Genomic DNA, 26,219 nt, shown 5'->3' with positions numbered 1-26,219 from the left:
AAGGAGCCAATCATGGGAACCGTCGCCAGCCTGGATATTGATGCGCAGAAGGGATTTACTCCCCTCTGCCCGAACGAACTGCCCGTCGTGGGCGGGGATGATATTGTGGCTGCGCTCAACGCTCAGGCCACCCTCGCCACCCTGCGTATTGGCAGCAAAGACTCCCATCCCGCCAACGCAGCCTGGGCCGTCAGTGACCCCGCTGGCATGCTGTTGCCGCTGGACTTGCCCAATGCCGACCTCACCTGGCCGGTACACTGCGTGCCCGGCACCCAAGGCTTCGAGCTGCTGGATGGCCTGCCCGCCCCCATCGATTACGACTTCTTCGTCTGGAAGGGGGTCGAGCCGGATCTGCATCCCTACGGCACCTGCTTTCACGACCTGGCCGAACGGCGCAGCACAGGGCTCATCGAATTCCTGCATGCCCGTGGCGTCACTACCGTGCTGGTCGGCGGCCTCGCCACCGACTACTGCGTCAAGACCAGCGTGTTGCAACTGCGCCACGCCGGTTTTCGGGTGATCGTCCATCTCGAGGCCTGCCGTGGCATAGCCCCGGATACGGTTGCCAGCGCTCACTCCCAGATGGTCGAAGCCGGGGCCGAGCTGGCCCAGACCTTGATCGATGTACAACGCCTGCTGGATGCCTGATATGCCGCCGATCCTCACCCGCCAAGCCGATACCGGCGCCTGCACATTACCTATGCAGCAGGAGCGCGTCATCGCGCTCACCAACCTGCGGGGAGCCTGATATGCCACCGATTCTCACCAGCCTGCTCGACACCGACGCCTACAAGCTGCATATGCAGCAGGCGGTATTCCATCGCTATCCGGATGCCGAGGTGGTGGCCGAATTCCACAGCCGCAACGAAGAAGATCTGCTGCCCATGATGGGCCAGATCGAGGAGCAACTGCGTCTCGCCGGCTCCCTGCGGCTCACCAGGCCGGAACTGAATTTTCTGGCCGAGCGCCCCTTCTTCACCGCCGACTACCTGGATCACCTGCGCCGCAAGCCCCTTGATGCCTCCCTGCTGCAGGTATTCGAGCAGGATGGCCGCATCAATGTGCGGGTAGAAGGACCCTGGCAGGATGTGATCCTGTGGGAAATCCCGGTGCTCGCCATCATCAGCGAGATGCGCAACCGCTTCCGCTACCCCCAGTTTGGCGTCAGCCAGGCGCTGGATCGGCTCGATCAGAAGATCGACAAGCTGGAACAGGACCTCAGCCCGGAAGAGATGAGCGAGTTCAACCTCATCGACTTCGGTACCCGTCGCCGCTTCTCCCATGCGGTGCAGGATGCGGTCGTGGGCCGTCTCAAGGAGCGGCTGCCGGCATTTCGCGGCACCAGCAACTACCTGCTGGCCCAAAAGTACCAACTACCTGCCGTGGGCACCCAGGCCCACGAGTGGTTTCAGGCTCACCAGCAGCTCGGCTTCCCGCTCGAGCACAGCCAGCGCGCCGCCCTCACCAGCTGGCTGGACGAATTCACCAACCACCTCGGCATTGCCCTGACCGACTGCATCACCATGGACGCCTTCCTGCGTGATTTTGACTTTGAGCTGGCCAGCCGTTATCAGGGTCTGCGCCACGACTCCGGCGACCCTGTTGTGTGGGGCGAGAAGGCCATCAGCCACTACCAGCGCCTCGGCATAGACCCCACCGACAAGACGCTGGTCTTCTCCGATGGGCTCAACCTCGACAAGGCGGTGCAGCTGTTCCGCCACTTCCGTGGCCGCATCAACACCAGCTTCGGCATCGGCACCAAGCTCACCTGCGATCTGCCCGGTGTCAGCCCCATGAACATCGTCTTCAAGCTGATGGAGTGCAACGGCGGCCCGGTCGCCAAGATCTCCGACAGCCCGGGCAAGACCCTGTGCCGGGATGCGGACTTCATCCGCAACCTCAAGCAGGCCTTCCACGTTGGGGTGTAACGTGCCTTTTTGAGGAGCCCATCTTGCGCAGAGCGCCGGTGGCCCCCTACCATGACCCTCTTGAAAGGTCCGACTGGTGTCGGGCCTTTCTCTTGCCCGAACGACAGACCACAAGGAACTGCCCATGACCTCTAAATGGATATTTGCCCTCACCACACTGCTGGCCAGCCTGGGCGCCACTGCCACCGAACCGCTGCGGGTATCCGCCATCCCGGACGAAGCCCCCACCGAGTTGCAGCGCAAGTTCGCCCCGCTGGGAGAATATCTGGCCGAGAAGACGGGGCGCGAGGTGGTGTTCGTACCGGTCAACGATTACGCCGCCGTGGTCGAGGCGCTGGCTGCCGGCAAACTCGACATGGCCTGGCTCGGGGGTTTCACTTATGTGCAGGCCCATCGTAGGGCCGACAAGGTAGTGCCGCTGGTCCAACGCCAGGAGGATGCCCAGTTCACCTCCAAATTCATCGCCAATGCCGACAGCGGCATCAAGACCTTGGCCGACACCAGGGGCAAGGACTTCGCCTTCGGCTCCCCCTCCTCCACCTCGGGTCACCTGATGCCGCGCCACTTTCTGGCCGAGCAGGGCATCAATCCGGAACGTGACTTCGCACATGTCGCCTTCTCCGGCGCTCACGACGCCACCGTTGCCTGGGTCGCCTCCGGCAAGGTGCCGGCCGGTGCGCTCAACGCCTCCGTGTGGGACAAGCTGGTGGAAGAGGGCAAGGTCGATACCGCCAAGGTGAAGGTGATCTGGACCACGCCGACCTACTTTGATTACAACTGGACGGTGCGCGGCGACCTGGATCCGGCACTGCAGGAGAAAATCAAGCAGGCCTTCCTCAGCCTGGATCCTGCCGTCCCGGCCCAGGCCGAGATCCTCAAGCTGCAACGGGCCAGCCGTTTCATCGAAACCAAGCCCGAGAACTACCAGGGCATAGAAGCGGCCGCGACCCAGGCCGGTCTGCTGAAGTGATCGCCGTTGCGCTGAATGGAGCAGGGCTGCGGCTCGGCGAGAGTCGCATCCTGCATCCGCTTCGCTTGCAGATCGAGGCGGGGGAGTGTGTCGCCATCATAGGGCCGAGCGGCGCGGGCAAGACCAGCCTGCTGCGGCTGATCGGCACAGAGCTGCGCGGTGAGCTGGCACTCTCCCTGTGGGGGGAAGATCCCTGGGCCCTCTCCACCCGGGCCCGCCAGCGGCTGCGCAGCCGGATCGGCATGGTCTGGCAGCAGCCTCCGCTGCCCGCCTCCCAGCCGGTGGTGACTGCCGTGCTGGCTGGCAGACTCGGCCATTGGTCCCTCGTTCGCGCCCTGCTCTCGCTGCTGCGCCCCTGCGATCCGGACGGTGCACGGGCCGAACTGGCCCGCCTCGGCCTCGCCGACAAGTGGCAGCAGCGCTGCTGCGAGCTCTCCGGTGGCCAGTTGCAGCGGGTCGGCATAGCCCGGGTGCTCTATCAGCAGCCGGATCTGATGCTGGCCGATGAACCTGTCTCCGCCCTCGATCCCGTACTCGCCCAAAGCAGCCTGGATGCCCTGCTGGCGCAAGCCCGCACGCGCGGCAGCACCCTGATCGCCAGCCTGCACGCGGTCGAACTGGCCCTCGAGCGCTTCCCCCGCATCATAGGCCTGCGCGAGGGGCGGGTGCAGTTCGACTGCCCCGCCGCCGCCGTCACCCCGGCCATGCTGGCCGCCCTCTACGCCGGTGATCAGGAGGCATTGCCGTGTATCGGCTGATGAGCCGCTGGCGCCATCCCCTGCCCTGGCTGCTGGCCCTGGTCGGCTACAGCCTGTGGCAGCAGGCCGACGGCTGGCTGGGCTTGCTCGATGGCCAGAGCTGGCGGCAGATGGGCAACTTTCTCGCCACCAGCTGGCCACCCCGCCTGGATCAGGACTTTCTGGCCCTGACCCTGACCGCTACCCTGGAGAGTCTGGCCGTGGCGACTCTGGGGCTGGCCGGTGCCCTGCTGCTCGGCATTCCGTTCGCCTTGCTCGGCTCCCGCGCCCTGTCGCTGGCCGAGCTGGGGCCTATTCCCAGCCCGCTGCGCGGCGCCTTGCGCGCCTTCAGCCGGCTCATCGCCATTCTGCTGCGCAGCCTGCCCGAGCTCATCTGGGCGCTGCTGTTCGTGCGTCTGTCGGGGCTCGGGCCCCTGGCCGCCATCCTGGCCATCGCCGTCAGCTACGGCGGCATGCTGGCCAAGGTCTACAACGAGATCATGGAGAGCGGCGCCCTGCAACCGGCCCGCGCCCTGCTACTCGGCGGCAGCGGCCGCCTGCAGGCGCTCTGGTACGGCGTGCTGCCCGCGGTGCGCCAGGAGCTGCTCTCCTACACCGTCTATCGCTGGGAGTGTGCTCTGCGCGCCTCCGTTATCATGGGTTTCGTCGGTGCTGGCGGGCTCGGCCAGCAGCTCGAACTCTCGTTGCGCATGTTTGCCGGTGGTGAGGTAGTGACCCTGCTGCTGGCCTTCATCCTGCTGGTGACCCTGGCCGACGGCCTCAGCGCCTGGCTGCGCTACACCCGCTCCCCCGGCTTGCAACTGCTTGCCTGCCTGGGGCTGGCCAGCGCCATGGCACTCCACCAGCTCGACTGGCGCATGCTGAGTTTTTCCTTCGGCGGGCTGGGCCGGTTCATCGGCGAGTTTCTGCAACCGGACTGGTCGGGGCCTTTTCTGCGAACAGTCGGCCTTGGCCTGCTCGATACGGTGCAGATGGCATTGCTGAGTACCCTGTTGAGCGCCCTGCTGGCCCTGCCGCTGGCCTGTCTCGCCCGCCACTGCTGGCCACTGAGGCTGCTGTTCAACCTGCTGCGATCCGTGCCGGAGCTCATCTTCGCCAGCCTGCTGGTGATCGCGGTCGGGCTGGGGCCGGTGGCGGGCATACTGGCGCTCACCCTGCACACCACTGGCGTGCTGGCCCGGCTGTTCGTGGAGACGCTGGAGAACGCGGATCAGGCCCCTCGCCTCGCCCTGCAATTGAGCGGCACCGGCCCCACGGCCAGCTTCTGGTACGGGCTGTTTCCACTGGTGTCACGCCAGTGGCTAGCCTACAGCCTCTATCGCGGCGAGATGAACCTGAGGGCCGCCACCATACTCGGGGTGGTGGGCGCAGGGGGGCTGGGGCAGCAGCTCTATGTGTCGCTCAGCCTGTTCCGTTACGATCAGGCAGCCACCCTGATCCTGGCCATCTTGCTGCTGGTCTGGCTGGCGGAAAGCGCCGGTCGTCATTATCGAGGAGCACAACGAATGGCATGCCGAAGCGAAGAATAAGCATGAGTGGGGCACGAAGCCCTTGGTGAAAGGTGACGAAGCGGTGGTGTCATCATGGCCTGTGCTAATGTGACAAGCCATGATGACCGTGTCGTTGTTTCGTGGCAGCTATCAGCGATTGACGTCCACGATAACCCGCCCTCTCACTGATCCCTCTATTAACTGGGCTGCGGTAGGAATGACGTCATTCAACCCTATTTCCCGCACAATCAGATCCAGCTTGGTCATATCCAGATCTTGCCCCAGACGCGACCAGGCTTCCAACCGTTCGGCACGTGGGCACATGACACTATCGATCCCTACCAAGGTGACGCCGCGCAAGATAAAGGGAGCAACGCTTGCCGGAAAGTCCATGCCACCCGCCAGTCCACACGCGGCAACGATGCCACGATAACGGGTTGTCGCGCAGATATTGGCAAGCGTGTGACTGCCCACGACATCAATGGCACCCGCCCAACGCTCTTTGCCAAGCGGCCGACCCGGATTGGCAAACTCGGCGCGATCCAGCACTTCGCTGGCGCCTAGCTGCATGAAGTAGTCCTGCTCGGCGGTACGACCACTCACAGCGACAACACGATAACCCAGCTTGGCAAGCACCGCGATGGCAACGCTACCGACGCCACCTGCCGCCCCCGTAACCAGAATGTCTCCATCCGCAGGCTTGAGGCCATGTCGCTCAAGCGCCATGATACACAACATAGCGGTATAACCTGCGGTGCCGATAGCCATGGCCTGCTGCGGGCTAATCTGTGCGGGCATGGGGACCAGCCACTCTCCTTTCACACTCACCTGCTGAGCCAGGCCCCCCCAATGCACTTCACCCACCCCCCAACCATTGAGCAAAACCCGATCACCCGCCTGATAATCAGTATGTGATGAGGTGACCACAGTCCCGACCAGATCGATGCCGGGCACCATGGGAAACTTGCGGACGACCGGCCCTTTACCGGTAATGGCGAGCCCGTCTTTATAGTTGAGGGTGGAATAATCAACCTTCACCCGCACATCACCGTCCGGTAACTGTGTTTCCTCGATGCTTTCAACTGCTGCGCGATAGCCAGCCTCATCTTTTCTGATCACAATGCCTTTAAACATGCTTTTCTCCCAACAATTAGACCGATCGCCTATTAAATTATAAAAAAAATCACCTGATACTGCGGAAGAAGCAGGCGGCAAATAGTTGCAACGGCTCATTGCTGCGCTCCAACTTGGCTCTCAGCACCGCACCTTCCCAACCAATCCAAAAAAATGCGGCCATTTGAGAGCAGTCAACCTGAGGGCATATTTCACCGGCAGCTTGTGCCGCCTCAAGGACACGGGTAAAACGTTGCTGCCAGTCGCGGAACACCCCGCCAAGTTGTTCACGAAAACTTTCTGGCAAGCTTCCCATTTCCTGGCCGAGGTTACCGATAAGACAACCTCGTTTGAATTCATATCGCTGCATGCCTTCCTGCGCATCGGCAATAAAGGCAGCGATGCGATCAAGGTGAGACAACGCCGGGTTTTGCAGATGACGCTCCAGCTTGCGCACAAAATAACTGGCATAGCAGTCAATAAGTGCTTTGCCAAACGCTTCCTTACTGTCGAAATAGTGATAAAAAGATCCCTTGGGTACGCAGGCCTGCTTGAGGATCTCATCGAGACCACTGCTTGAAAAACCCTTTTCAGTCAGCACAATCAGTCCCGCCCGCAACAGTAAATCGCGAGTATCAAGTTGATGGTCCCGCTGGCGTGGAGGTCGACCACGGCGACGAGGTGAAGGGCGAATTGTATCCATGGCAACAACATTAGACCGATCGTTTTTAAAATACAAGTTTCTGAATCATCATTACCGTTGCCAACACAGCTGGTTGTCACCGCATGATCCCGGGTTCAAACAGACAAAAAGCCCGCCGGTTTGCACCGGCGGGCTTTTTCATGGAGTACAGCGGGATCAGTCTTTCTTGGCCAGCAGGAAATTCACCAACTGGCTGAACTGTTCCTGAGAAGTAATGGATTCGATCTTAACCATGTACTTGCCGTTGACCAGGAAGGCCGGCACACCGCGAATGTTGTAGCTCTCGGTGTTGCGATCAAACTGGGACACCATGCCGGATACGGCGAAGCTGTCGACGGCACCGTCGAACTCTTCAGCCGGCACGCCGTTATCCAGGAAGATCTGCTTCACATCCGCGCGGCTCTGCGGATACTGGCGTTGGGTATGGATCTTGTTGAAGATAGCCGGGGTCAGCTTGGCTTCAACATTCAGCAGGCTGGCCAGGGCATAGGCGCGCTGCATTTCCGGACCCATTTCGCGGCCCAGGAAGGCCACCGGGTTCTTCTTGAGGGGAACGCCTTCTGGCATCCCCGCTTTCAACTGTTCAACGATCGGCTCGAAGGTCGCGCAGTGCGGGCAGTAGTAGGAGAAAAACTCCACCACTTCCGGCTGGGCACTGCCTGTCTGTTTGACCACGTCATAGTTAACGCCTTCCTTGAATTCGGGGGCGGCGTGAACCATGGGGATCATCAGCATGGCAGCGAGGAAAAATAGTACTTTTTTCATGACGTTTCCTGTTAAGGGATCACTGTGAGGCACGCCCGGCGAACCGAAGCAGTGCCAAGCCTATTGCGTCACCACTCAGACGTCAATGGCAAAGGGCCACACCAGCAGGCGCCACGGCAGAGAGCGTCATCGACAGACAATCGCTGTGGGCTTATGCCGACGCGCCCTCGTTCACCACCCCGGCATCAGGGTCAAAGGTGGTGCCTTGAGCACGGCCAGTTGATCGTGCGGCAGGTATCGCGATCTGCGGGAACCCATCAGCACTCCTGATATGTCACCACCCCGGCGTCAGGGTCAACGGTGGCGCCTTGAGCGCAGCCAGTTGATCGTGCGGCAGGTATCGCGGTCTGCGGGCACCCATCAGCACTCCTGATATGTCACCACCCTGGCGTCAGGGTCAACGGCGGAGCCTTGAGCGCGGCCAGTTGATCATGCAGGGTCGCAATCTGCTGACGCCAGTAATGGTCGGTATTGAACCAGGGGAAGTGACGGGGAAACGCAGGGTCGTCCCAGCGCCGTGCCAGCCAGGCCATATAGTGAACGATGCGCATGGCCCGCAGCGGCTCAATCAAGGCCAGCTCGCGCGGGTCGAACTCCATGAACTCCTCATAGCCGGCCAGCAGGGTGTCGAGCTGGATTAACTGCTCGTGGCGCTCGCCGCTCAGCATCATCCAGAGATCCTGGATGGCGGGGCCGGTGCGGCAGTCGTCGAGATCGACAAACATGGGGCCATCACGCCACAGAATATTGCCCGGATGACAGTCACCATGCAGGGAGATCTGTGCCACATCCAGAGTCATGGCATCACAGACGTGCTTGATCAGCTCGTCGAGCACACCGAAGAACTGCTTGGCCAGCCCGCTCGGCAGCCACTCGCCGGACGCCAGCAGCTCGCGCGGTTCGTGCAGCATGCTCTCCACATCCAGCCGAACCCTGTGATGGAAGGATCGGCTGGCACCGATCTGGTGAATCCGGCCAAGGTAACGTCCCACCCACTCCAGCTGATCCAGGTTGTCCACCTCGAACTGGCGGCCTCCCACGCTCTGCCAGATGGCAAAGGGGTAGCCCTGATGCTCCAGCAAGGTTTCGCCCGCGAAGGAGAGCGGCGCAGCGACCGGGATCTCCGCCTCATTGAGTCGGGCGGCAAAGTCGTGCTCTTCCAGGATCTGGGCCCGGCTCCAGCGACCGGGACGGTAGAACTTCACCACATAGCGGCGGCGCTCCTCGTCCTGAAACTGATAGACCCGGTTTTCGTAACTGTTGAGCTCGATGAGGCCGGAGTCGAGTCGCAGACCACTGAGATCCAGCGCATCCATGATGAGGTCGGGAGTAAGGTCGGAATAGTTGAAACGCATGTCATCCACCATTAAAAAGGGGCGCCGTTGCGCCCCATTCTATCACCACTAAGCTCAATGGCGTTCCAAACCAATCAGTTGCACCAACTATTCCCATTACAGTCGGCTGATAAACTTGCTGGCCTGACGCAGTGTGCCCTTGCTGTCATCGGCTGCCGCCCCATCCCGTTTCAGCACGAACTGTATATCCAGGGTCGGCTTCTTCAGGTTGAAGGGATCGACCGCCACGCTCACCGGCAGAGTGTAGATCTCGCCCGCCTTCAGGGTCACTTCACGGGGGCCGAACCACTCATGCTCCGGCAGCCCCTCCACATCCAGCTGATAGGTCTGGGCATGCAATGTCTTGTTGAGGATCTTGAGGGTATAGGTGTTCTCGATGAGCCCCTCGCTGTTCTCGCGGAACAGCTGGTTGCGATCCCGCAGTATGTCGAGCCCCATGGGCATGATGGACATGGCGTTGTAGACGAACACTCCCAGCATGATGACCATCACCAGGCCATAACCGAGCAGCTTGGGCCGTGCCACATGGGTGCTGTTATGGGCCAGCTTGTGCTCTGTGGTGTAGCTGATCAGCCCTTTCGGATAGCCCATCCGATCCATGGTCTGGTCGCAGGCGTCGACGCAGGCACCGCAGTTGATGCACTCGTACTGCAGGCCATCGCGGATGTCGATACCGGTCGGGCAGACCTGAACGCAGAGGTCGCAATCGATGCAATCCCCCAGCCCCAGCGCCTTGGGATCCGCTTTGCGGCTACGGGCACCCCGGGTCTCACCACGCTTGGTGTCGTAGCCGACGATGAAGGTATCCTTGTCGAACATGGCTGACTGGAAGCGTGCATAGGGGCACATGTGGATACACATGATGGCACGCATCCAGCCGGCATTGCCGTAGGTACAAGCCGTGAAAAACAGTACCCAGAAGATGACCCAGCCACTCGCCTGCAGGGTAAAGAAGTCGGGCACCAGCTCGGTCACATCCTGGAAATAGGCGACGAAAGTGAGACCGGTACCGAGGGATAACAGGATCCAGGCCAGATGCTTGGCCCCCTTGCGGGCCAGCTTCTCGCCACTCCAGGGGGCGGCATCCAGCTTGCGCCGCTTGTTGGCAGCCCCTTCCAGCTTCTCTTCAAACCAGATGAACATGAAGGTCCAGACCGTCTGCGGGCAGAGATAGCCGCACCAGACCCGGCCGAGGAAGGTGGTCACGAAGAAGAGGGCAAAGGCGGCGATCATGAAGATCCAGGCCAGCAGGGTCAGATCTTGCGGCCAGATGGTGGCACCAAAGATGTGGAACTGCTGATGGCCAACATCGAACAGCACGGCCTGACGACCGTCATAGCGCAACCAGGGCAAGGCGACGAAGAGCACCACGAAGAACCAGCCCATGACCTTGCGCATCCGCTGCCAATAGCCGGCCTGTGCCCTCACGTAAATGCGGTTGCCGGGATTGAACCTGTCATCGCTGGCTTTGAACGTGTTCGGGTTGAAAGTCCCGGTGACGCTCTTGTCAGTCACATCCTTGATATCGATTTTTTCATGATCGGCCATTGCAAGACACAGCTCCCTTATTTGTTATGGAGCGGATTATATCTTAAACAGCCTGCTAATTGTGTGGGTAAGATGTATCTAATGTTCGAGTCGTGTCGCAATTTTCAGCAACAAAAAAGGCATATCGCCGGTTGACGATACACCTCTCGTTGAGATTCTCTTGAAACCACTCAGCCCGGTTTGTACCGAGCCGGGATCACTTGATACCGCGAGCCTTGAGCAGGGCTTCCTTGAAATCGGGAACATGATCCTTGGCCAGACCCGGGATCATCGCCTGCTTGTCGGATTCCCGCATCTTGAGGTGGTAGATCAGCATGTCGTCGGTCAGGTCGGACAAGGCGCCGTCATAGCCAGCTTCCGCCGCCAGTTTGGCAACAAACTGCACCAGGCTGAGATCCTGTTCCTTGATCCAGGCAGGCTGCAACAACTCCAGCAGCTCTTCGATACGATGACATTGCATAGACAACCTCTTTAATCTGTCATGTGAAACTCAGGCAACCTTACCCATCAAGGCTACTTCGATACGATCCCGCCCATTATGCTTGGCCTGATAGAGGGCCGCATCCGCTTTTTGGATAAGCTCCGCGATGGAGCCGCTCTGATCCGGCACCAGAGTGGCGACCCCGAAGCTGCAACTGACCCGGCCAGAGACCAGGGATTTCTGGTGGGGGATACCCAGATCCTTGAGGGCCATCCGCACGTTTTCGGCAATCTGCAAGGCCCCCTGCATGCTGGTACAGGGCAGCAACAGAGCGAACTCCTCCCCGCCGTAACGAGCGGCGAGATCATCCTCGCGACGCTGCACCTCGGCCAGCAGCGCCGCCACCCGTTGCAGACACTCGTCACCCTGCTGATGACCGTACAGATCATTGAATTGCTTGAAATAATCCACATCTACCAGCACCAGCGACAGAGGTGCCCGGGCACGATGGCAGCGACGCCAGGCCCGTTCCAGAGAGTCGTCAAGGTGGGCGCGGTTGGCGATGCCGGTCAGGCCGTCGAGGCGGGAGGTGAGACGCAAATGCTCGGAGACCGCCTTCAGCTCGGCCACCAGATCGGCGTTGGAGAAGCGGTGGTAGAGAGAGGCGACCTGATCCCGCCGCAGACGGCGCAGCAGGGTCGGCAAGAAGACAAACAGATAGCCTGCCAGCATGCAGGAGACGATCCGTTCCTGCTCGTTGCCGGCCCCCAGCTCGAACAGCATGGCAAGCCCGAGTGGCAAAACGGCGCCATAGAGAGAGCGGCGGCTGCCAAACAGCATGATGGCACTGCCAGTGAGGATCAGGCTGGAGAGCATCATCATGGCGGCACGATAGGTGTCGGGCAACTTGTCCATGTAGAGCAGCACACCGAGCGCCCAGATGATGGAGGTAATGGTGACCCCGATGAACAGCTCGCGTTCCAGCACTGGCAAGGGGGTCTGCGTCAGACTGGACTGACGCCAGCGCAGGTGCCAGCCTCGACACAGCAGCAGCAGGCAGACCAGAGCCAACCAGCCGAGTGCCTCGCCAGCGGGCAGGTAATCGTGGAACAGCAGGCTCCAGCCGAGTGCCAGCAGGCCCAGGCAAGGCAGGCTGAATGAGGAGTGAGTATAAAGCTGGGCCATGATGGCCTGCTTCACCTGACGTGTCACACTCTGAGTCAACTGCATGCTCCCTGTACAAGAGCCGCACAGTCTACCACTCCCCCTTCCGGGCCAACAATAAAACGTCTGTTATTAAGCGGTTAGTCAACCGCGTTCCAGCTCGTCCAGGATAGGACACTCAGGATTTTCGTCCCCGTGGCAGCAACAGACAAGCCCTTCGAGGGAGGTCAGCATGGCTTGCAAGCCTGCGATGCGGCTGCGCAGATCGACCATTTTCTCCTGCGCCAGCTTCTTCACCTGAGCGCTGGTTCTGTGCTCGTTCCGATAGAGCGCCAACAGCTCCTGGCACTCCTCCAGATTGAAGCCTGTCTCCCGCGCACGCTTGACGAAGCGCAGCTCCCGCAACGCGCCCTCCGTGTAGCTGCGATAACCGTTGTCGCTGCGTACAGGGGCTGAAATGAGGCCGATACTCTCGTAGTAGCGAATCGTCTTGGCGGTCAGCCCCGTGGCCTTGGCAACCTTGCTGATATTCATTTATGTCTCCTTACCAATCTGGATGAGGGCTGGTGTGTGCGCCGCCTTGGGCTGCCAGCGTTTCAGTAACAGGGAATTGCTCAAAACGGTAATGCTGCTCAGGGCCATGGCCGCCCCCGCCAGCTCGGGGCTGAGATAGCCCAGTGCCGCCAGCGGAATGCCGATGATATTGAACACGAAGGCCCAGAACAGGTTCTGCTGTATGGTGCGCCAGGTGGCTGCAGAGATGTCGATGGCATCGGCCACCAAGCGAGGGTCAGATCGCATGAGCGTGATGGAGGCAGTCTCCATTGCCACATCGGAGCCGGATCCCATGGCGATGCCCACGTCCGCCGCCGCCAGCGCAGGGGCGTCGTTCACTCCGTCCCCCACCATGGCCACCAGCCCCTGGGTGCGGGCGCGCAGCGCCTCCACTTTTTCCACCTTGCCCGCAGGCAGCACGGAGTCAAAGGCTCCGTCCAGCCCCAGCTTGGCGGCGATATGGGCCACGGGTGCCGGCGCATCGCCGCTCACCAGCCAGCTGGCGATGCCACGCTGGCGCAGGGTGGAAATGGCTTCCGGGCTCTCTGGCCTCAAGGTATCGGCCAGGGCGGCGATGCCGACGGCCACGCCGTCGATGGCAACCCAGACCCGGGTAGCACCGTCAGCAGGCTCTTCATCCTGCTGCGGCTGCTCAATCCCGAGCTGGGCCAGCAGGGAGGCATTGCCGATGGCCACTTCATGGCCCGCCACCTGGCCTTTGATCCCGGCACCGACCCGCACCTCGACCTCCTCCGGCTGGGGCAGCACCACGTCTGTGCCGACCGCCTCACGCATGGCCAGTGCCAGCGGATGCTCGCTCGCCTGCTGCAGGGCGGCTGCCAGGCGCAACTGCTCGGCATTGCCGCTCCAGCTTGCCAACACGGGCCGCCCCTGAGTGAGGGTACCTGTCTTGTCGAAGATGAGAGCCTTGATGGCGTGGGCCTTCTGCAGGGTATCTACATCTTTGATCAGAATGCCGTGACGGGCCGCCACCCCGGTGCCTGTCACTATGGCTGCCGGCGTCGCCAGCCCCAGCGCACAGGGACAGGCGATCACCAGCACGGCTACGGCAGCCAGCAGTGCCTGACCAAAGTCGTTGCCGATGGCGTACCACACCAGCAGGGTGAACAGGGCTATGGCCATCACCACAGGCACGAACACGGCGGACACCTTGTCCACCAGCTGTTGCAGCGGTGCCTTGCCCATCTGGGCGCTCTCCACCAAGGCGATGATCTTGCTGAGGCTGGAATCCTCCCCCACAGTAGTGGCTTCGATCTCCAGCACGCCGGAACGGTTGATGGCGCCGCCCAGCACGCTCTCCCCGACACTGCGCGGTACCGGCAGGCTCTCACCGGTGAGGATAGACTCATCGAGATCGCTTGCGCCGCTCACTATCTTGCCATCCACAGGCACCCGCTCGCCCACCAGCACCCGCAACCGATCGCCGCGCAGCACTTCATCTATGGCCAGGCTCTGCCAGCGTTCGCCACGCCAGACGGTGGCGGTTTCCGGCCGCAGCGCCATCAGCTCGCGAATGGCGGACTGGGTGCTGCGGCGGGCGCGCGCCTCCAGCAGTTTCCCCAACGAAATGAGCGTGATGATGATGGCGCTCGCTTCGAAATAGAGCTTGCCGCTGGCGGCCATCCCCAACGTCAGCAGCAGGTAGAGGCTGTAGAAGTAGGCAGCACTGGTGCCGGTCGCCACCAGCACATCCATGTTGGCGGAGCGGTTCTTGATGGCGAGCCAGGCGCCGCGATAGAAGCGGGCCCCAATCCAGAACTGCACCGGGGTAGCGAGCACCAGCTCCAGCCAGGCGGGCAGATGCCAGGGCAGCAGCCCCGCCATGGCGATCATGCCCACCAGCAGCGGCAGAGTCAGCAGAGCTGAAATAACAACCTGGATCAGCGCCTTGTGTGCGGCGGCAGCCTCCTGCACCTCCCGCGCCTGCAACTGCTGGCGGCGACCGCTGGCAGAGCCCTGCGCCAACTGGGCTCCAAAGCCGAGCGCCTCTATACGTTCGCGCAACAAGGCCGGCGTCTGCATACCCGGCACCAGGGTAATGCGGGCCTGCTCGATGGAGAAATTGACCTCAGCCGAAATAACCCCAGGCAATGCCGCCAGCATCTTGTTGAGACGTGCGGAGCAACCGGCACAGGTCATGCCGCTGATCTGGAAGGAGAGGGTCTCGTGGCCGTAGCCATAACCCTGCCCGGTAATGCTGTCGAGTACTTCGGGCAAGCGGGCCGGGTCACCTAACTCGATGGCCGCCTGCTCCAGCGCGAAGTTGACGGTGGCCGTTACTCCCTCAAGCTGGTTAAGGGCAGTGCTGATGCGGCTGGCGCAATTGGCGCAGCTCATGCCGCTGAGCGGCAGTTGCAGATGAATGGGGTCTTGAATCTGGGTGGTCATGATGTTCCTCCTCGGAACCAATCGGCCAAACTGGCTGCCGACCGACAAACCCTAACCTTTACTGTAAGGGTAAGCTCAAGCCACGACACACACTTTTTAAACATAAAAAAAAACGGCGCCCGCCCCCTGCCGGATTACCCGGGCAAGAGGCGAGCGCCGATGCATGGCTTGTTAGCGCTAGAACAGCGGGCGATTAAATTCCGTACTGGGCGCGGTACGCCTTCATGGCGGCCAGTTGCTCCGCCAGCGCCGGCTGCTCGGCCTGCTTCTCTTCCAGATACTGGATCAGGTCGCTCATCTGGATGATGGCGATGATGTGGGCGCCGTAGTCACGCTCCACCTCCTGGATGGCGGAGAGCTCGCCCTTGCCCTTCTCCTGACGGTCCAGCGCGATCAGTACGCCAGCCAGGGAGGCACCGTTGGCCTGGATCAGATCCATGGATTCGCGGATGGCGGTACCGGCGGTGATGACGTCATCCACCAGCATGATGCGCCCCTTGAGCGGGCTGCCCACCAGATTGCCGCCCTCGCCGTGATCCTTGGCCTCCTTGCGGTTGAAGCACCAGGGCACATCCATATCGTGCTGCTCCACCAGCTGTACGGCGGTGGCGGAGGCGATGGGGATCCCCTTGTAGGCCGGGCCAAACAGCACATCGAACTCGATGCCGGCATCCATCAGGGCGGCGGCATAGAAGCGGCCGAGGCGGGCCAGATCGCGGCCGCTGTTGAACAGACCTGCGTTGAAGAAGTAGGGGCTTTTACGACCGGATTTCAGGGTGAATTCACCGAATTTGAGGACCTGCTTCTCCAGGGCGAACTCGATAAATTGACGCTGGTAGGCTTTCATTCTGGCTCCTTGCTTGGCTTGTCGTTTACTTGTGTGGGGGTATAAAAAAACGCGGTCAATGCCGCGTTTTTAAAATCAGGAGAGTGACTGCTTCTGCAGCGCAATGATCTCTTCAATGCCGCCCTTGGCGAGCCCCAGCATCGCCAGCAGCTCCTCATGGGTGAAGGGCTCGGCCTCCGCGGTGCCCTGCACCTCTATGATGCGACCATCTTCGGTCATCACCACGTTCATGTCGGTCTCGGCGGCGGAGTCTTCGATGTACTCCAGATCGCAGATGGCTTCACCCTGATACATGCCGACGGAGACGGCTGCGATCATCTGCTTGAGCGGGCTCTGCTTGATCATGCCCTTCTCGACCATCCAGTTCAACGCATCCACCAGCGCCACGCAGGCACCGGTAATAGCTGCAGTGCGAGTGCCACCATCTGCCTGCAGCACGTCGCAGTCAACGGTGATGGAGTGCTCGCCCAGCGCAGTCAGGTCTACCGCCGCACGCAGGGAGCGGGCGATCAGACGGGAGATCTCCAGAGTACGGCCACTCTGCTTGCCGGCGGCCGCTTCGCGGTTCATCCGGGAGTGAGTGGAGCGCGGCAGCATGCCGTATTCGGCAGTGACCCAACCCTGACCCTTCCCTTTCAGGAAGCGCGGTACGCTGGTGTCGACGCTGGCGGTGCAGAGCACGCGAGTGTTACCGAACTCCACCAGCACTGAGCCTTCTGCATGTTTGGTGAAATTGCGGGTAATGGTAACCGGGCGAAGTTGCGCGGCACTGCGATCGCTGGGACGTGACATGGAACGGACCTCTGGGCTGGCTCAAATTGGCGAAGGAGTATAAGTGATCCAGCCCCAAATATCAGCCGCTAAGAAGCCGTTCATGATCGGTCAAGAACAGTCATCTCAAAGGTGAGGAACCACGCAGAAACCGGCGCCTATCACCCTCGTTCATGAGCCAAGGCAGCACCGGGCCCGGCTCAATACTGGCCCACAAAAGCCGGAACGGGTTCTAAAGCCACGGCTATGGCTGACGGGACAAGTCTGGCTGAGTATACTGGCCGCACACTTCATCAAGCCCGGAACAATCAATGATTCACAGCATGACCGCCTACGCCCGCAAGGAATTCAAGGGCGACTGGGGCACAGCCGTTTGGGAAATTCGTTCGGTCAACCAGCGCTATCTGGAAACCTACATTCGCCTGCCGGAGCAACTGCGCAGCCTGGAGCCGGTGCTGCGTGAACGTTTCCGCGCCAAGCTGCAGCGCGGCAAGGTGGAGTGCAACCTGCGTTTCGAAGCCGCTCAGGCCGCCGCCAGCCAGCTGCACATCAATGAAGAGCTGGCCAAGCTGATCATCGACAGCGCCAACTGGGTAATGAAAGAAGCGGGCCAGGGCCAGCTCAACCCGGTTGACGTGCTGCGCTGGCCTGGTGTCATGGCCGCCGCCGAGCAGGATATGGATGCGGTCGCCACCGAGCTGCTCGGCGGGTTTGACCAAACCATGGAGGATTTCATCGCCTCCCGTGCCAGCGAGGGTGCCAACCTCAAGAACTTGATCCAGCAGCGTCTGGATGGCATTCAGGTGGAAGTGAAGAAAGTACGCGTGCACCTGCCGCAGATCATCGAGTGGCAGCGCCAGAAGCTCACCGACCGTCTGGCCGAAGCCAAGGTAGAGCTGGATCCGGCTCGCATCGAGCAGGAAATCGTGATGCTGGCCCAGAAGATCGATGTAGCCGAAGAGCTGGATCGTCTGGAGATGCACATCAGTGAGACCATCAAAATCATGAAGAAGGGTGGCGCCTGTGGCCGTCGTCTCGACTTCATGATGCAGGAGTTCAACCGCGAGTCGAACACGCTCGGTTCGAAATCCATCAACGCCGACGTGACCCAGTCCGCCGTCGAGCTGAAAGTGCTCATCGAACAGATGAGAGAGCAGATCCAGAACATAGAGTGATGGATGCAAGAAGCCCGTCATCGACGGGCTTCTACTTTGTGTTCGCACTACGCCACCATTGGCTTGAGCCAGATCAGATTTTCACTCAGAGCCGACAGCATCTGACTCGCTTGTGCGGTATGCTGGCACGCTGATGATCAACAACGACCTCTATTGAGGCCTGCCTTATGAAATACCTTGTAGTACAAACCAAGCAGATAGGGGATGTGCTGATCTCCACCGCGCTGTGCAACAACCTCAAGCAGAACGAGCCAACCGGGGAAGTTCACTATCTGGTCATGGACTATTGCGCGGGTATGGCGCAGGGCAATCCCAATATCGATCGACTCATCGTCATCGAGAAAGCCAAGCGCAACGACTGGCGTTACATGAAGGACCTGCTGCTGGATATCCGCCGCGAAAACTATGACGTGGTGGTCAACAGCCAGGGCCAGATGATCGGTCTGCTGACTTGCCTCTTCTCCGGCGCCAGGTTGCGGATAGGATTTGACTCCTTCCCCTGGCGGCTCGGACACAACCGCATAGTGCGCTTTCGCAAAGACACAGAATTCCAGGGCAACAGCACCCTGGTTGACGACAGGTTCTCGCTGCTAAAACCGCTCAAACTGGCCAGGGAAGATCGCAATTACCATCTCTGGCTGAGTGAGGAAGAAAAACAGCAGGGACGTGAAACCTTGCAGGCGGCCGGCGTCGATCCCGCGCGACCCTTGATCGCCATGGGGGTCAACTCGCTGGGGCACTACAAGCGTTGGCCCATCGACTGCTTCGCCCAGGTTGCCCAATGGCTCATCGAACAGCACAACGCCCAGATCCTGATCTACTGCGGGCCGGGAGAAGAAGAGTACAACCGCAGCCTCAAACCGCTGCTGTCAACCGAGCTGCAGGCCAGCGTGTTTGACCACATCAAGACCCGCTCGGTGCGGGAGCTGGTGGGACTGTTCGCCCATTGCCAGCTGTTTGTCGGCAACGATACCGGCCCCCGCCACATGGCCCAGGCCATCGACCTGCCCCTGCTGACCATAGTCGCCCCGGGCGGCGACAAAATCATCGCCAACCCGGTCAACCACCCCCGTTATCAAGCCATTGATGTGTTCGATGCCAAGGGGGCAGAAACTGACCAGCTATCAGCACTGAATAAAAATGGCACGAATGAACAACTCTATCGCCTCATTACTCCCGAGATGGTGACGGAAAGACTGAGTACACTTATTGCTCAACTGAAAGCAACATAGAAAGCGCGTCAGATATTGCATGACTTTCTACATTGTTCATATCCGCATTGATGCCGGGAGAGTGGCTAAATATCACCTTGGTTAAGGGTGAGGGACTTGGTAGCCATTGATTGAACTCATTCCCATGTAGTGGGTAAATAGCGATCAGTGGTTTTTTTAGTCCGGCTGCGATATGAACGATGGCAGTATCGACCGAAATAACCACGTTGGCTGCCCGAATGCAATAAATTGCATCCTCAATTGTATTAACCCCTTCCAGTAGCGCTACATTGTTTGCACCACAACCATTTATCATTTTCTGTGCATCCTCACGAGTGGCCGGTGAGGAAAGTAGAGCAAAATGACGAGTGGGGAAACACCGACCCAAAACAGTCAGCATTTCCGTTACCTTTTCTTGTGACATGGACTTGTAACGCGTGCTACCAAAAGGATTGATGACAATACTATTGTCGCAGCCAGATATAACCTTCTCTCTAGCAACATCTGGGATGATATATGTAGTATCTACATCCATTAACCCTAACATGTTCAATAGGTATGTATATTTCTCTTGAAATAGCATGCCCTTGGTAGTATCAGAGAGCTTTATATTTACCCGTGCGATATTATCATCCAGCGATGCGATATTGGTTGGCGATAACTTATACAAAAAGTATAAGTCTTTCATCTTCATCCCTTCAGTGAGATGTATTGCCAGATCCACATGCGGAATTGACAAGGCTATATCGCAAAGAGTTTTGTAACTTGGCCTTTTAGTTACTTCTATCACATTGTCAACGCCGAACGCCTCTCGATACAAAGGTGCCAAGGCAGGGGAGGTAATAACAGTAATGAATTTATCAGGCAGCTTTTTCAGCTCTCGGAAGAAAAATGATGAGGCAAATGAATCGCCGATCTTGGCATCCCAACGAATAACTAAAATATGACTTATGTCTCCTTGTAAGCCAAGAGGAGTCTTCTTGTCAAAAAAAAGAATTCCCAAAGCCCGACGAATCCGGTCGCGTAATAGCTGCAGATATCCAATCACGATTCGACCTCTCGGTTAGCCAGGTGAGGACCATAGTTGCGATCATCGATCGTTGTCTCAAACAATCCTACATCCATGCAGCTCGGCTCAACTCCGGATGCAATCAGTCCATTCAATTGCAACCGCCCGGTCAGATAATCAGATGGCATTCTGATTGGATATGCCTTGCTTAATAATTTTTTAGCACCAGACAATGTCAATATATAACCAGCAGTAGAGATTATTCCACGTTTAGAGCTACGACTTGGGGTGCGATATCTTGCAAGACGATATCCCTCGGGCAAAGGCTTCATCCATGGCCAACATTTGGCTTTGCCATGATACAAGAAAATAATCTCAGAATGACAACTAGCAATGGTGCTCTCCACAATCGCGTTGAAGTGCATATGGAGATATATATCATCCTCCAGCACCACACAACGCTCTATGTTTTTTTCCACCATCATCTCATACAACCTGATATGACTCATGGCACAGCCTACTTCGCCCATGCTGAGATCGTGACCGCACGTCTCACGGGCAAGGGGAAAGTCAACATGCTGCAACTCAGCATCACTCAATGATTTACCATCGACTGCATCGAAAAATGTAAATTCAAGGCCAAGATGCTTCATCTGTTTAATAAGCATTGCTCGCCGATCTTGACTTCGAGAAAGACTAATGACAAATATCGGAATCATAATGCGCTCTCATTTACTTTTACTTCAAATGAATACCAAACAAATATCATACTCAAGACATATAGATATAGTATGTCTTGATGTTCAAATGGCACGTCGCTGAATGCACTGATGGCAAAGGAAAGTGGAATCAGAACACATGCTGCATCTCCACCCATTTTTTTCATGGATAACCATAGAGGAAGGAAAAGGAATATTACTAGCATGACAAAGCCTATCCCACCTCGAATAACCAGGTTCTGCATATATTGACTGTGAGCATGTGCCAAGGCAGCATTCAGAGCCAATGGAGGAACCAATCCTCGCGCGACCTGCTCTTGTTTCAATGCATCAAAACCATTAGTACCCACTCCGGTAACTGGTGCATCCAGAAACCCAAGCCAAGCACTATGCCATGCAACGACCCTCAAACCCCACGAAGAGTTATACGATCCTTTTTCAGCCAAATTAAGATCAGAAACCGCATATGCGACCCTGAGTTGTACCAATTGACTGGTATGGTAAGTAATGCCCATGGATGCGATGCACAGTATTGCTATGGCAATATATTTCCATGGTTTGAATAACGCCTTGTAGCAAATGACATAACCAACGATACCAGCGAGGGCCAACCAGACCCCCCGACTCTGGGACAGGTAGAGAGCAAACAGGGCCGCCACCAAAGCGACCAAGGCGCCATACCTCATCCAGCGCAACAGTTGCCTCTGCTGGAACACAAACCAGTTCAATATCGCCAGTGTCAATGCAGCCTGCGAAAAGAGAATGGCATTGGTAAATCCTTCAACTCTGACAATACCACTCTGATATTGCCAGAGGCTCATAATACCCAAGCCAATACCCCCAGTGACAATCGCAGCATAGCCCAATGTCAACAGAGCTGGCTTGCGTGGTATCATCAACGCAAACACGACAACATAGAATAAACCACGCATCACACCATATTGATCACCATGGATCAGCCGGTTTACAAAAATCATGGCTGCATAGGCTGCCAATACCCAGAGAATACGCTGGTCCTCAAGTCCGACGTTTCGCTTTTTACCAACAAAGTAATTTAGCAGACCAAATACGGATGCCACGACGAGTAGATTGGAAAGAATTGTCTGGCCTGCTGGCACCAAAAAAAGGCCGCAAAAGGAAAACATAATTACCAGCGCAAACAAGGCTGTCGTAGCTTTGTCGAGCAGTTCGAAGCTTCTAATGGACATCAATTATTATTTCCTGAATACGTAGTTACCCCGAATCTTCCGCCACAGGCCAAAAACATCGGTACGAGGGAAAATGGCGATGCGACGGATCCGATAGGGATCCTGATGCATGGCTCGGGGACCACTGTTGGTGGCTACGGCAAAGCGGTAACCAGCGGCCTGTGCCTGCTCCCTGGCGCTATCATCCATGTCCCCATAAGGGTAAGCAAACGACAGCAGCGAATAGCCAAGCAATGCTTCCAACTGTCGTTTATTTTCTCTTATTTCATGGGCTTGTTGCTCTGGGGGGAGCTTGCTCAGCCGTGGATGGGTCAGGGTATGGCCCCCAATCTCCACATGGCCGGAGGCCACCAGTGCTTTTATCTGCTCCCCATTCATCAGGGAAATCTGGGTATCCGGGTTGGTGGGGTGTTCCACGTCCCAGCGATTATGCTCCTCTCCCGTCACCACATATACCACGGCTTTGTACCCGTATTTTTCAAGCAATGGCAGCATGCGGGTCAAGTTGTCCTGGTATCCGTCATCGGCGGTGATCATCAGGTACTTCTTGCCGTATTGCAGGCGGTGAATGAAGCCCTTGTCCGCCAGATCACGGAAGGTCAGGGTCTCATAACCTAGCCACTTCATCAGGCGCAGGTGCTTCTCGAACATGGCAATCGGCATCCAGGTACCGTGCACCCCCTTCTCGCTGTCATGCTCGATAAAGCGGTGATACATGACGACAGGCATCTCGCGGCGCAGAGTTTCAACCACTGCATCCTGATAGACAGACTCCAGCCCGGATACTACCCCTTGCAAGCCATACTCAGCCTGAATACGCTGGCAAATAACGTCCGGCACACTCCGGCTGGCCAACGCGAGCGCTATCTCTGCCCTCAAGGTGGTGAAGTCGATCGCCAGATCCTTGGGGCCTATATCACCAAAGTTGCTGGCCAGCGCCTCTGCCAGATTCTGTTCAGTCACCAGACCAATCGCCTTGGCCTCGCCGATGGCAAAAGCAGGACGGCAGCACAGCAGTGCCTCCATTGCGACCCTACCGGCCCCGATCACCAGATCGCAGCCCGCTAGCAAGGCAGGGACATCATCCACATAACCGACAAAATCGACCTGGTTCTGAAAGCGACAGAAACGCTCGGGCACCTGACTGCCGCTCACCACACGAACCTGACAAGTGTCCAGATCAAGCACCTCATCCAGCAGGCGATAACAGAGCTCGCCCTTGGGACCGCTCAAGCGACCTATGATGGCGATCACCGGCTTGGGGTTATCCGGCGCCGACACGGGCTGAAACTTGTCGGTCTCGATACCGTTGCGCAGTACCTGCACTATGGCCGGATCCACCCCCAGATTGTCGACAATCTGATGGGCAATATCCTCACAAACGGCAACGGCCCGATAGCCGAGAGCATGGAAGGCCTTGCGAGAGGCATGCACTGGCTGGCGTCCATGTACCGTGGTGATCATCGGCGTGCCAGTCAGCTTGCAGGCCACATAGCTGCTCCAGCCGGAGGCTCGGGAGTGGGCATGTACCAACTGGATATGGTGCTTCTTGATGAGGTAGATGAGGTAAAACACATGCCAGAAACGGCGCAGTATGCTGCGCTTATTGAACCTGAGTTTGAACACTGGGCCAAGGGTCGGTTTGGTCAGTGTATCTGAAACGTAAAAAACGTTGTGGCCACGCCGAGTCAGTTCGTTACCGACCGTGGTGGCATAGACCTCAGCTCCCGTCACTTCGAGCTGGGAGAGTGCCATCAATATGTTCATATTTTTCCCACCCACAACGTATTCTATACATCTCTCTACCCTCTCATGAGAGAGCGGTAGACGAATTTCATCATGCCGATGAGGCGATGACTAGGTATTTAATAGTGTTTCAATATCTCGCATGCTGCGTTCGAAGCTGAAAAATTCAGATCGCTGCTTCGATAACTCAGCATAGCGTTCACGAATGGCATCATTCTCCAATAGCATTTTCAAACCATCAGCTAACGCCGGTGCATTCGCAATGGGTACCAAATGACCAAACTCCCCATTACTTAATGCCTCTTTGGGCCCGGTACACTCGGTCGACACAATGGGTTTGCCGAGCGTCATCGCCTCAACCAGTACAACTGGATACCCTTCATAATGAGAAGAAATGACAAATATGTCACAACCTGCGATGTAGGGATAAGGGTTATCTTTGAAACCAAGCAGGCTAGTATTATTACCCAGTTGATGCTCTGTGATATAGGCTTCCAGAGTCGATCTGTCAGTTCCCTCACCAAGAATCGTCAAGTGATAATTCAATCCCGCAGATATGTTTATTCTATGAGCATCCAATAGAACATCAAAAGCCTTTTGATCATTGAGCAAGCGACCAACAGCCAATACATTGAGACCCGAACCTACTCTGATTTTTTGTTTGCCACCGTCAATGATTTTTTTTATATCTATCGGGTTGTAAATGACTGAGGTAATATCACTCAGAGCAGGGTAAAGGCTCAAAACTGAATGCTTGGAACCCTCCGAAACACAGATTATTTTATCCATGCTTTGATACACATCTTTTTCTACCTCTCTTGGTAGAGTCTGATGCCTCTCCAGGTCTATGTGTACCCATGCTATTTTTTTCTTGGGTCCATCCAGGTGAGATAATAGCAAACTGCTGTCACCCTCCAAGAACGAAACCCCGACATCATACTCCTCTGGAAAAAGCATGTTAGCCAACCATGACTTTGACAGAACAGCATTGAGCCATCTTTTTTTCAGCGAATATACCATACCTCGACGAACTAGCCCGGTAGGCTCAGCATCTAGCAGGTATTTTATTTTTACATGAGGTGGGATTTTTGATAAATACATACCCTCACGTTTCAATAACAACAACGTGATGTCATACTTGATATCATCAAGACTATTGACAATATTAACCAATACCTTCTCAGCCCCTCCACCGCCCAATGTCTCCATCAGGAATAGCACTTTCTTTTTCATACTTAAAGTCACTTCAATTGGAGGTTTTAATACTAAAAATACGGGCCATCTCTTTAGGAGACAGCCCGGACTCCATAAAGCTGATTTATGCCCGGTTCAACCAAGCCATATAGTCTGCAACCCCTTCGGCCACAGTCTTGAACTCGGCGTCATAACCGACACCGCGCAGCCTGGTCAGATCAGCCTGGGTGAAGCTCTGATAGCGACCCTTGAGATGATCCGGGAAAGGGATGTACTCAATGGCGCCCTGCTGGTGATGCTTGATCACGGCCTCGGCCACGTTCTGGAAAGGCTCGGCACGGCCGGTGCCGCAGTTGAAGATGCCGGAGTGCTGCGGGTTCTGCCAGAACCAGAGGTTAACCTTGCAGACATCGTCCACATAGATGAAATCACGCATCTGGCCACCATCCGGGAAACCGTCACAGCCCTCGAACAGCTTGGGATTGTCACCCTGCTTCACCTGGGTATTGAGGTGGAAAGCCACAGAGGCCATAGAACCCTTGTGCTGCTCGCGCGGACCGTAGACGTTGAAGTACTTCAGACCCACGACCTGGGAGTTGATCTCCGGCATCCAGCGGCGCACGTACTGGTCGAACAGCTGCTTGGAGTAGCCATAGACGTTGAGCGGCTGCTCGAACTTGGGATCTTCGATGAAGTTGTCGTTGCGGCCACCGTAGGTCGCGGCGGAGGAGGCATAAATGAACGGAATTTCCCGCTCGATGCAGTAGTGGAACAGATCCTTGGAGTACTCGTAGTTGACCTCCATGATGAACTTGCCGTTCCACTCAGTGGTCGCGGAGCAGGCACCTTCGTGGAAGATCACCTCGATGCCGTCATCCCACTCTTCAAACTCGTCACCGGAGACGACCCGCGCCTGGAACTCGTCCTTATCCATGTAATCGGCAATGGTCAGGTCGACCAGATTGACGAACTTGGTGCCGTCGGTCAGGTCATCGATGACCACGATATCGGTCCGTCCTTGAGCGTTCAGCTGCTTGACCAGATTGCTGCCGATAAAGCCAGCACCGCCAGTTACTACGATCATGGAGTTTGCCTCGCGTACGTTGATGGTCACATGTGACTGCTTGTTAAAGCTGTGTATAGTGAGCCAATTTGAAATT

Annotated in this window: 24 protein-coding genes; 7 read left to right on the top strand and 17 right to left on the bottom strand. The window is 57.6% G+C overall.

Going from position 1 to position 26,219, the window contains the following annotated elements:
• Positions 1-12: 12 nt before the first annotated feature.
• The 5 genes from GWQ29_RS09970 (at position 13) to GWQ29_RS09950 (ending at position 5,185) form a co-directional block, all read left to right on the top strand.
• On the top strand, positions 13-648 hold the full coding sequence (locus GWQ29_RS09970) for a nicotinamidase (protein ID WP_275919328.1): 636 nt from the start codon (positions 13-15) through the stop codon (positions 646-648).
• 101 nt (positions 649-749) lie between these two features.
• Entirely contained in the window at positions 750-1,928 is a 1,179-nt protein-coding gene (pncB, locus tag GWQ29_RS09965; protein ID WP_021138499.1) for a nicotinate phosphoribosyltransferase, read from the top strand.
• A 124-nt stretch (positions 1,929-2,052) separates the two neighbouring features.
• Positions 2,053-2,898, top strand: a complete 846-nt coding sequence (locus GWQ29_RS09960; protein WP_275919327.1) for a putative selenate ABC transporter substrate-binding protein — start codon at positions 2,053-2,055, stop codon at positions 2,896-2,898.
• Entirely contained in the window at positions 2,895-3,656 is a 762-nt protein-coding gene (locus GWQ29_RS09955; protein ID WP_275919326.1) for an ATP-binding cassette domain-containing protein, read from the top strand. Before GWQ29_RS09960 ends, GWQ29_RS09955 begins: the two co-directional genes overlap by 4 nt.
• On the top strand, positions 3,656-5,185 hold the full coding sequence (locus GWQ29_RS09950; RefSeq protein ID WP_275919409.1) for an ABC transporter permease subunit: 1,530 nt from the start codon (positions 3,656-3,658) through the stop codon (positions 5,183-5,185). The genes GWQ29_RS09955 and GWQ29_RS09950 overlap by 1 nt, the downstream gene beginning before the upstream one ends.
• Positions 5,186-5,296: 111 nt before the next feature.
• Here GWQ29_RS09950 and GWQ29_RS09945 read toward each other — a convergent pair whose 3' ends face one another.
• The 11 genes from GWQ29_RS09945 to rph form a co-directional block, all read right to left on the bottom strand.
• The gene (locus tag GWQ29_RS09945; protein ID WP_265461779.1) at positions 5,297-6,280 is read right to left on the bottom strand and encodes an MDR family oxidoreductase; all 984 of its coding nucleotides are present in this window, start codon (positions 6,278-6,280) and stop codon (positions 5,297-5,299) included.
• A gap of 49 nt (positions 6,281-6,329) precedes the next feature.
• Positions 6,330-6,962: a TetR/AcrR family transcriptional regulator gene (locus GWQ29_RS09940; RefSeq protein ID WP_265461688.1), complete on the bottom strand. Its 633-nt coding sequence runs from the start codon at positions 6,960-6,962 to the stop codon at positions 6,330-6,332.
• Positions 6,963-7,118: 156 nt separating this feature from the next.
• The gene (locus tag GWQ29_RS09935; protein WP_005318191.1) at positions 7,119-7,727 is read right to left on the bottom strand and encodes a thiol:disulfide interchange protein DsbA/DsbL; all 609 of its coding nucleotides are present in this window, start codon (positions 7,725-7,727) and stop codon (positions 7,119-7,121) included.
• A gap of 377 nt (positions 7,728-8,104) precedes the next feature.
• The gene (locus tag GWQ29_RS09930) at positions 8,105-9,094 is read right to left on the bottom strand and encodes a serine/threonine protein kinase (RefSeq protein ID WP_059113820.1); all 990 of its coding nucleotides are present in this window, start codon (positions 9,092-9,094) and stop codon (positions 8,105-8,107) included.
• An 84-nt stretch (positions 9,095-9,178) separates the two neighbouring features.
• On the bottom strand, positions 9,179-10,630 hold the full coding sequence (ccoG, locus tag GWQ29_RS09925; RefSeq protein WP_275919325.1) for a cytochrome c oxidase accessory protein CcoG: 1,452 nt from the start codon (positions 10,628-10,630) through the stop codon (positions 9,179-9,181).
• A gap of 196 nt (positions 10,631-10,826) precedes the next feature.
• The gene (locus GWQ29_RS09920) at positions 10,827-11,090 is read right to left on the bottom strand and encodes a YihD family protein (protein ID WP_005318183.1); all 264 of its coding nucleotides are present in this window, start codon (positions 11,088-11,090) and stop codon (positions 10,827-10,829) included.
• A gap of 30 nt (positions 11,091-11,120) precedes the next feature.
• Positions 11,121-12,275, bottom strand: a complete 1,155-nt coding sequence (locus tag GWQ29_RS09915; RefSeq protein WP_181455381.1) for a diguanylate cyclase — start codon at positions 12,273-12,275, stop codon at positions 11,121-11,123.
• 84 nt (positions 12,276-12,359) lie between these two features.
• Positions 12,360-12,749 (bottom strand): Cu(I)-responsive transcriptional regulator, encoded by a 390-nt coding sequence (cueR, locus tag GWQ29_RS09910; RefSeq protein WP_275919324.1) that lies wholly within the window; start codon positions 12,747-12,749, stop codon positions 12,360-12,362.
• Entirely contained in the window at positions 12,750-15,179 is a 2,430-nt protein-coding gene (locus GWQ29_RS09905) for a heavy metal translocating P-type ATPase (RefSeq protein WP_275919323.1), read from the bottom strand. It abuts the gene before it with no gap.
• A 193-nt stretch (positions 15,180-15,372) separates the two neighbouring features.
• Positions 15,373-16,026: an orotate phosphoribosyltransferase gene (gene pyrE / locus GWQ29_RS09900; RefSeq protein ID WP_275909096.1), complete on the bottom strand. Its 654-nt coding sequence runs from the start codon at positions 16,024-16,026 to the stop codon at positions 15,373-15,375.
• 75 nt (positions 16,027-16,101) lie between these two features.
• Positions 16,102-16,818, bottom strand: coding sequence for a ribonuclease PH (gene rph, locus GWQ29_RS09895; protein WP_219593140.1), 717 nt, complete (start codon positions 16,816-16,818; stop codon positions 16,102-16,104).
• A 290-nt stretch (positions 16,819-17,108) separates the two neighbouring features.
• Between rph and GWQ29_RS09890 the strand changes: the two genes are divergently transcribed.
• Both GWQ29_RS09890 and GWQ29_RS09885 read left to right on the top strand, forming a co-directional pair.
• Complete coding sequence (locus tag GWQ29_RS09890; RefSeq protein ID WP_021138509.1) at positions 17,109-17,972, top strand: YicC/YloC family endoribonuclease; 864 nt, start codon at positions 17,109-17,111, stop codon at positions 17,970-17,972.
• Between the two features lie 167 nt (positions 17,973-18,139).
• The gene (locus GWQ29_RS09885; RefSeq protein ID WP_265421896.1) at positions 18,140-19,204 is read left to right on the top strand and encodes a glycosyltransferase family 9 protein; all 1,065 of its coding nucleotides are present in this window, start codon (positions 18,140-18,142) and stop codon (positions 19,202-19,204) included.
• On the opposite strand, the gene GWQ29_RS09880 is transcribed toward GWQ29_RS09885, so the two are convergent.
• From GWQ29_RS09880 to rfaD, 6 genes are all read right to left on the bottom strand, one after another.
• Positions 19,179-20,231: a glycosyltransferase family 9 protein gene (locus GWQ29_RS09880; protein WP_265421897.1), complete on the bottom strand. Its 1,053-nt coding sequence runs from the start codon at positions 20,229-20,231 to the stop codon at positions 19,179-19,181. The genes GWQ29_RS09885 and GWQ29_RS09880 overlap by 26 nt on opposite strands.
• Entirely contained in the window at positions 20,228-20,911 is a 684-nt protein-coding gene (locus GWQ29_RS09875) for a glycosyltransferase family 25 protein (RefSeq protein ID WP_265421898.1), read from the bottom strand. Before GWQ29_RS09875 ends, GWQ29_RS09880 begins: the two co-directional genes overlap by 4 nt.
• Positions 20,908-22,119 (bottom strand): O-antigen ligase family protein, encoded by a 1,212-nt coding sequence (locus GWQ29_RS09870; RefSeq protein ID WP_275919322.1) that lies wholly within the window; start codon positions 22,117-22,119, stop codon positions 20,908-20,910. Before GWQ29_RS09870 ends, GWQ29_RS09875 begins: the two co-directional genes overlap by 4 nt.
• 6 nt (positions 22,120-22,125) lie before the next feature.
• Positions 22,126-23,886 carry a polysaccharide deacetylase family protein gene (locus GWQ29_RS09865; RefSeq protein ID WP_275919321.1) on the bottom strand — a complete coding sequence of 587 codons (1,761 nt, stop codon included), beginning with the start codon at positions 23,884-23,886 and terminating at the stop codon, positions 22,126-22,128.
• A 90-nt stretch (positions 23,887-23,976) separates the two neighbouring features.
• Positions 23,977-25,098 carry a glycosyltransferase gene (locus GWQ29_RS09860; RefSeq protein ID WP_265421901.1) on the bottom strand — a complete coding sequence of 374 codons (1,122 nt, stop codon included), beginning with the start codon at positions 25,096-25,098 and terminating at the stop codon, positions 23,977-23,979.
• Positions 25,099-25,183: 85 nt separating this feature from the next.
• The gene (rfaD, locus tag GWQ29_RS09855; RefSeq protein ID WP_265461677.1) at positions 25,184-26,143 is read right to left on the bottom strand and encodes an ADP-glyceromanno-heptose 6-epimerase; all 960 of its coding nucleotides are present in this window, start codon (positions 26,141-26,143) and stop codon (positions 25,184-25,186) included.
• Positions 26,144-26,219: the final 76 nt, after the last annotated feature.

Source organism: Aeromonas sp. 2HA2 (assembly GCF_029237345.1).
Lineage (GTDB): Bacteria > Pseudomonadota > Gammaproteobacteria > Enterobacterales > Aeromonadaceae > Aeromonas > Aeromonas salmonicida.
Note: the sequence above shows the minus strand (reverse complement) of the source record. Positions and strands in the feature narration are given on the sequence as shown.

What these genes read in the sequence shown, in the direction of transcription:
- GWQ29_RS09970 (WP_275919328.1), top strand. Translation starts at nt 13, where the DNA reads ATGGGAACCGTCGCCAGCCTGGATATTGATGCGCAGAAGGGATTTACT.
- pncB (WP_021138499.1), top strand. Translation starts at nt 750, where the DNA reads ATGCCACCGATTCTCACCAGCCTGCTCGACACCGACGCCTACAAGCTG.
- GWQ29_RS09960 (WP_275919327.1), top strand. Translation starts at nt 2,053, where the DNA reads ATGACCTCTAAATGGATATTTGCCCTCACCACACTGCTGGCCAGCCTG.
- GWQ29_RS09950 (WP_275919409.1), top strand. Translation starts at nt 3,656, where the DNA reads ATGAGCCGCTGGCGCCATCCCCTGCCCTGGCTGCTGGCCCTGGTCGGC.
- GWQ29_RS09945 (WP_265461779.1), bottom strand. Translation starts at nt 6,280, where the DNA reads ATGTTTAAAGGCATTGTGATCAGAAAAGATGAGGCTGGCTATCGCGCA.
- GWQ29_RS09940 (WP_265461688.1), bottom strand. Translation starts at nt 6,962, where the DNA reads ATGGATACAATTCGCCCTTCACCTCGTCGCCGTGGTCGACCTCCACGC.
- GWQ29_RS09935 (WP_005318191.1), bottom strand. Translation starts at nt 7,727, where the DNA reads ATGAAAAAAGTACTATTTTTCCTCGCTGCCATGCTGATGATCCCCATG.
- GWQ29_RS09930 (WP_059113820.1), bottom strand. Translation starts at nt 9,094, where the DNA reads ATGGTGGATGACATGCGTTTCAACTATTCCGACCTTACTCCCGACCTC.
- ccoG (WP_275919325.1), bottom strand. Translation starts at nt 10,630, where the DNA reads ATGGCCGATCATGAAAAAATCGATATCAAGGATGTGACTGACAAGAGC.
- GWQ29_RS09920 (WP_005318183.1), bottom strand. Translation starts at nt 11,090, where the DNA reads ATGCAATGTCATCGTATCGAAGAGCTGCTGGAGTTGTTGCAGCCTGCC.
- cueR (WP_275919324.1), bottom strand. Translation starts at nt 12,749, where the DNA reads ATGAATATCAGCAAGGTTGCCAAGGCCACGGGGCTGACCGCCAAGACG.
- GWQ29_RS09905 (WP_275919323.1), bottom strand. Translation starts at nt 15,179, where the DNA reads ATGACCACCCAGATTCAAGACCCCATTCATCTGCAACTGCCGCTCAGC.
- pyrE (WP_275909096.1), bottom strand. Translation starts at nt 16,026, where the DNA reads ATGAAAGCCTACCAGCGTCAATTTATCGAGTTCGCCCTGGAGAAGCAG.
- rph (WP_219593140.1), bottom strand. Translation starts at nt 16,818, where the DNA reads ATGTCACGTCCCAGCGATCGCAGTGCCGCGCAACTTCGCCCGGTTACC.
- GWQ29_RS09890 (WP_021138509.1), top strand. Translation starts at nt 17,109, where the DNA reads ATGATTCACAGCATGACCGCCTACGCCCGCAAGGAATTCAAGGGCGAC.
- GWQ29_RS09885 (WP_265421896.1), top strand. Translation starts at nt 18,140, where the DNA reads ATGAAATACCTTGTAGTACAAACCAAGCAGATAGGGGATGTGCTGATC.
- GWQ29_RS09875 (WP_265421898.1), bottom strand. Translation starts at nt 20,911, where the DNA reads ATGATTCCGATATTTGTCATTAGTCTTTCTCGAAGTCAAGATCGGCGA.
- GWQ29_RS09870 (WP_275919322.1), bottom strand. Translation starts at nt 22,119, where the DNA reads ATGTCCATTAGAAGCTTCGAACTGCTCGACAAAGCTACGACAGCCTTG.
- GWQ29_RS09865 (WP_275919321.1), bottom strand. Translation starts at nt 23,886, where the DNA reads ATGAACATATTGATGGCACTCTCCCAGCTCGAAGTGACGGGAGCTGAG.
- GWQ29_RS09860 (WP_265421901.1), bottom strand. Translation starts at nt 25,098, where the DNA reads ATGAAAAAGAAAGTGCTATTCCTGATGGAGACATTGGGCGGTGGAGGG.
- rfaD (WP_265461677.1), bottom strand. Translation starts at nt 26,143, where the DNA reads ATGATCGTAGTAACTGGCGGTGCTGGCTTTATCGGCAGCAATCTGGTC.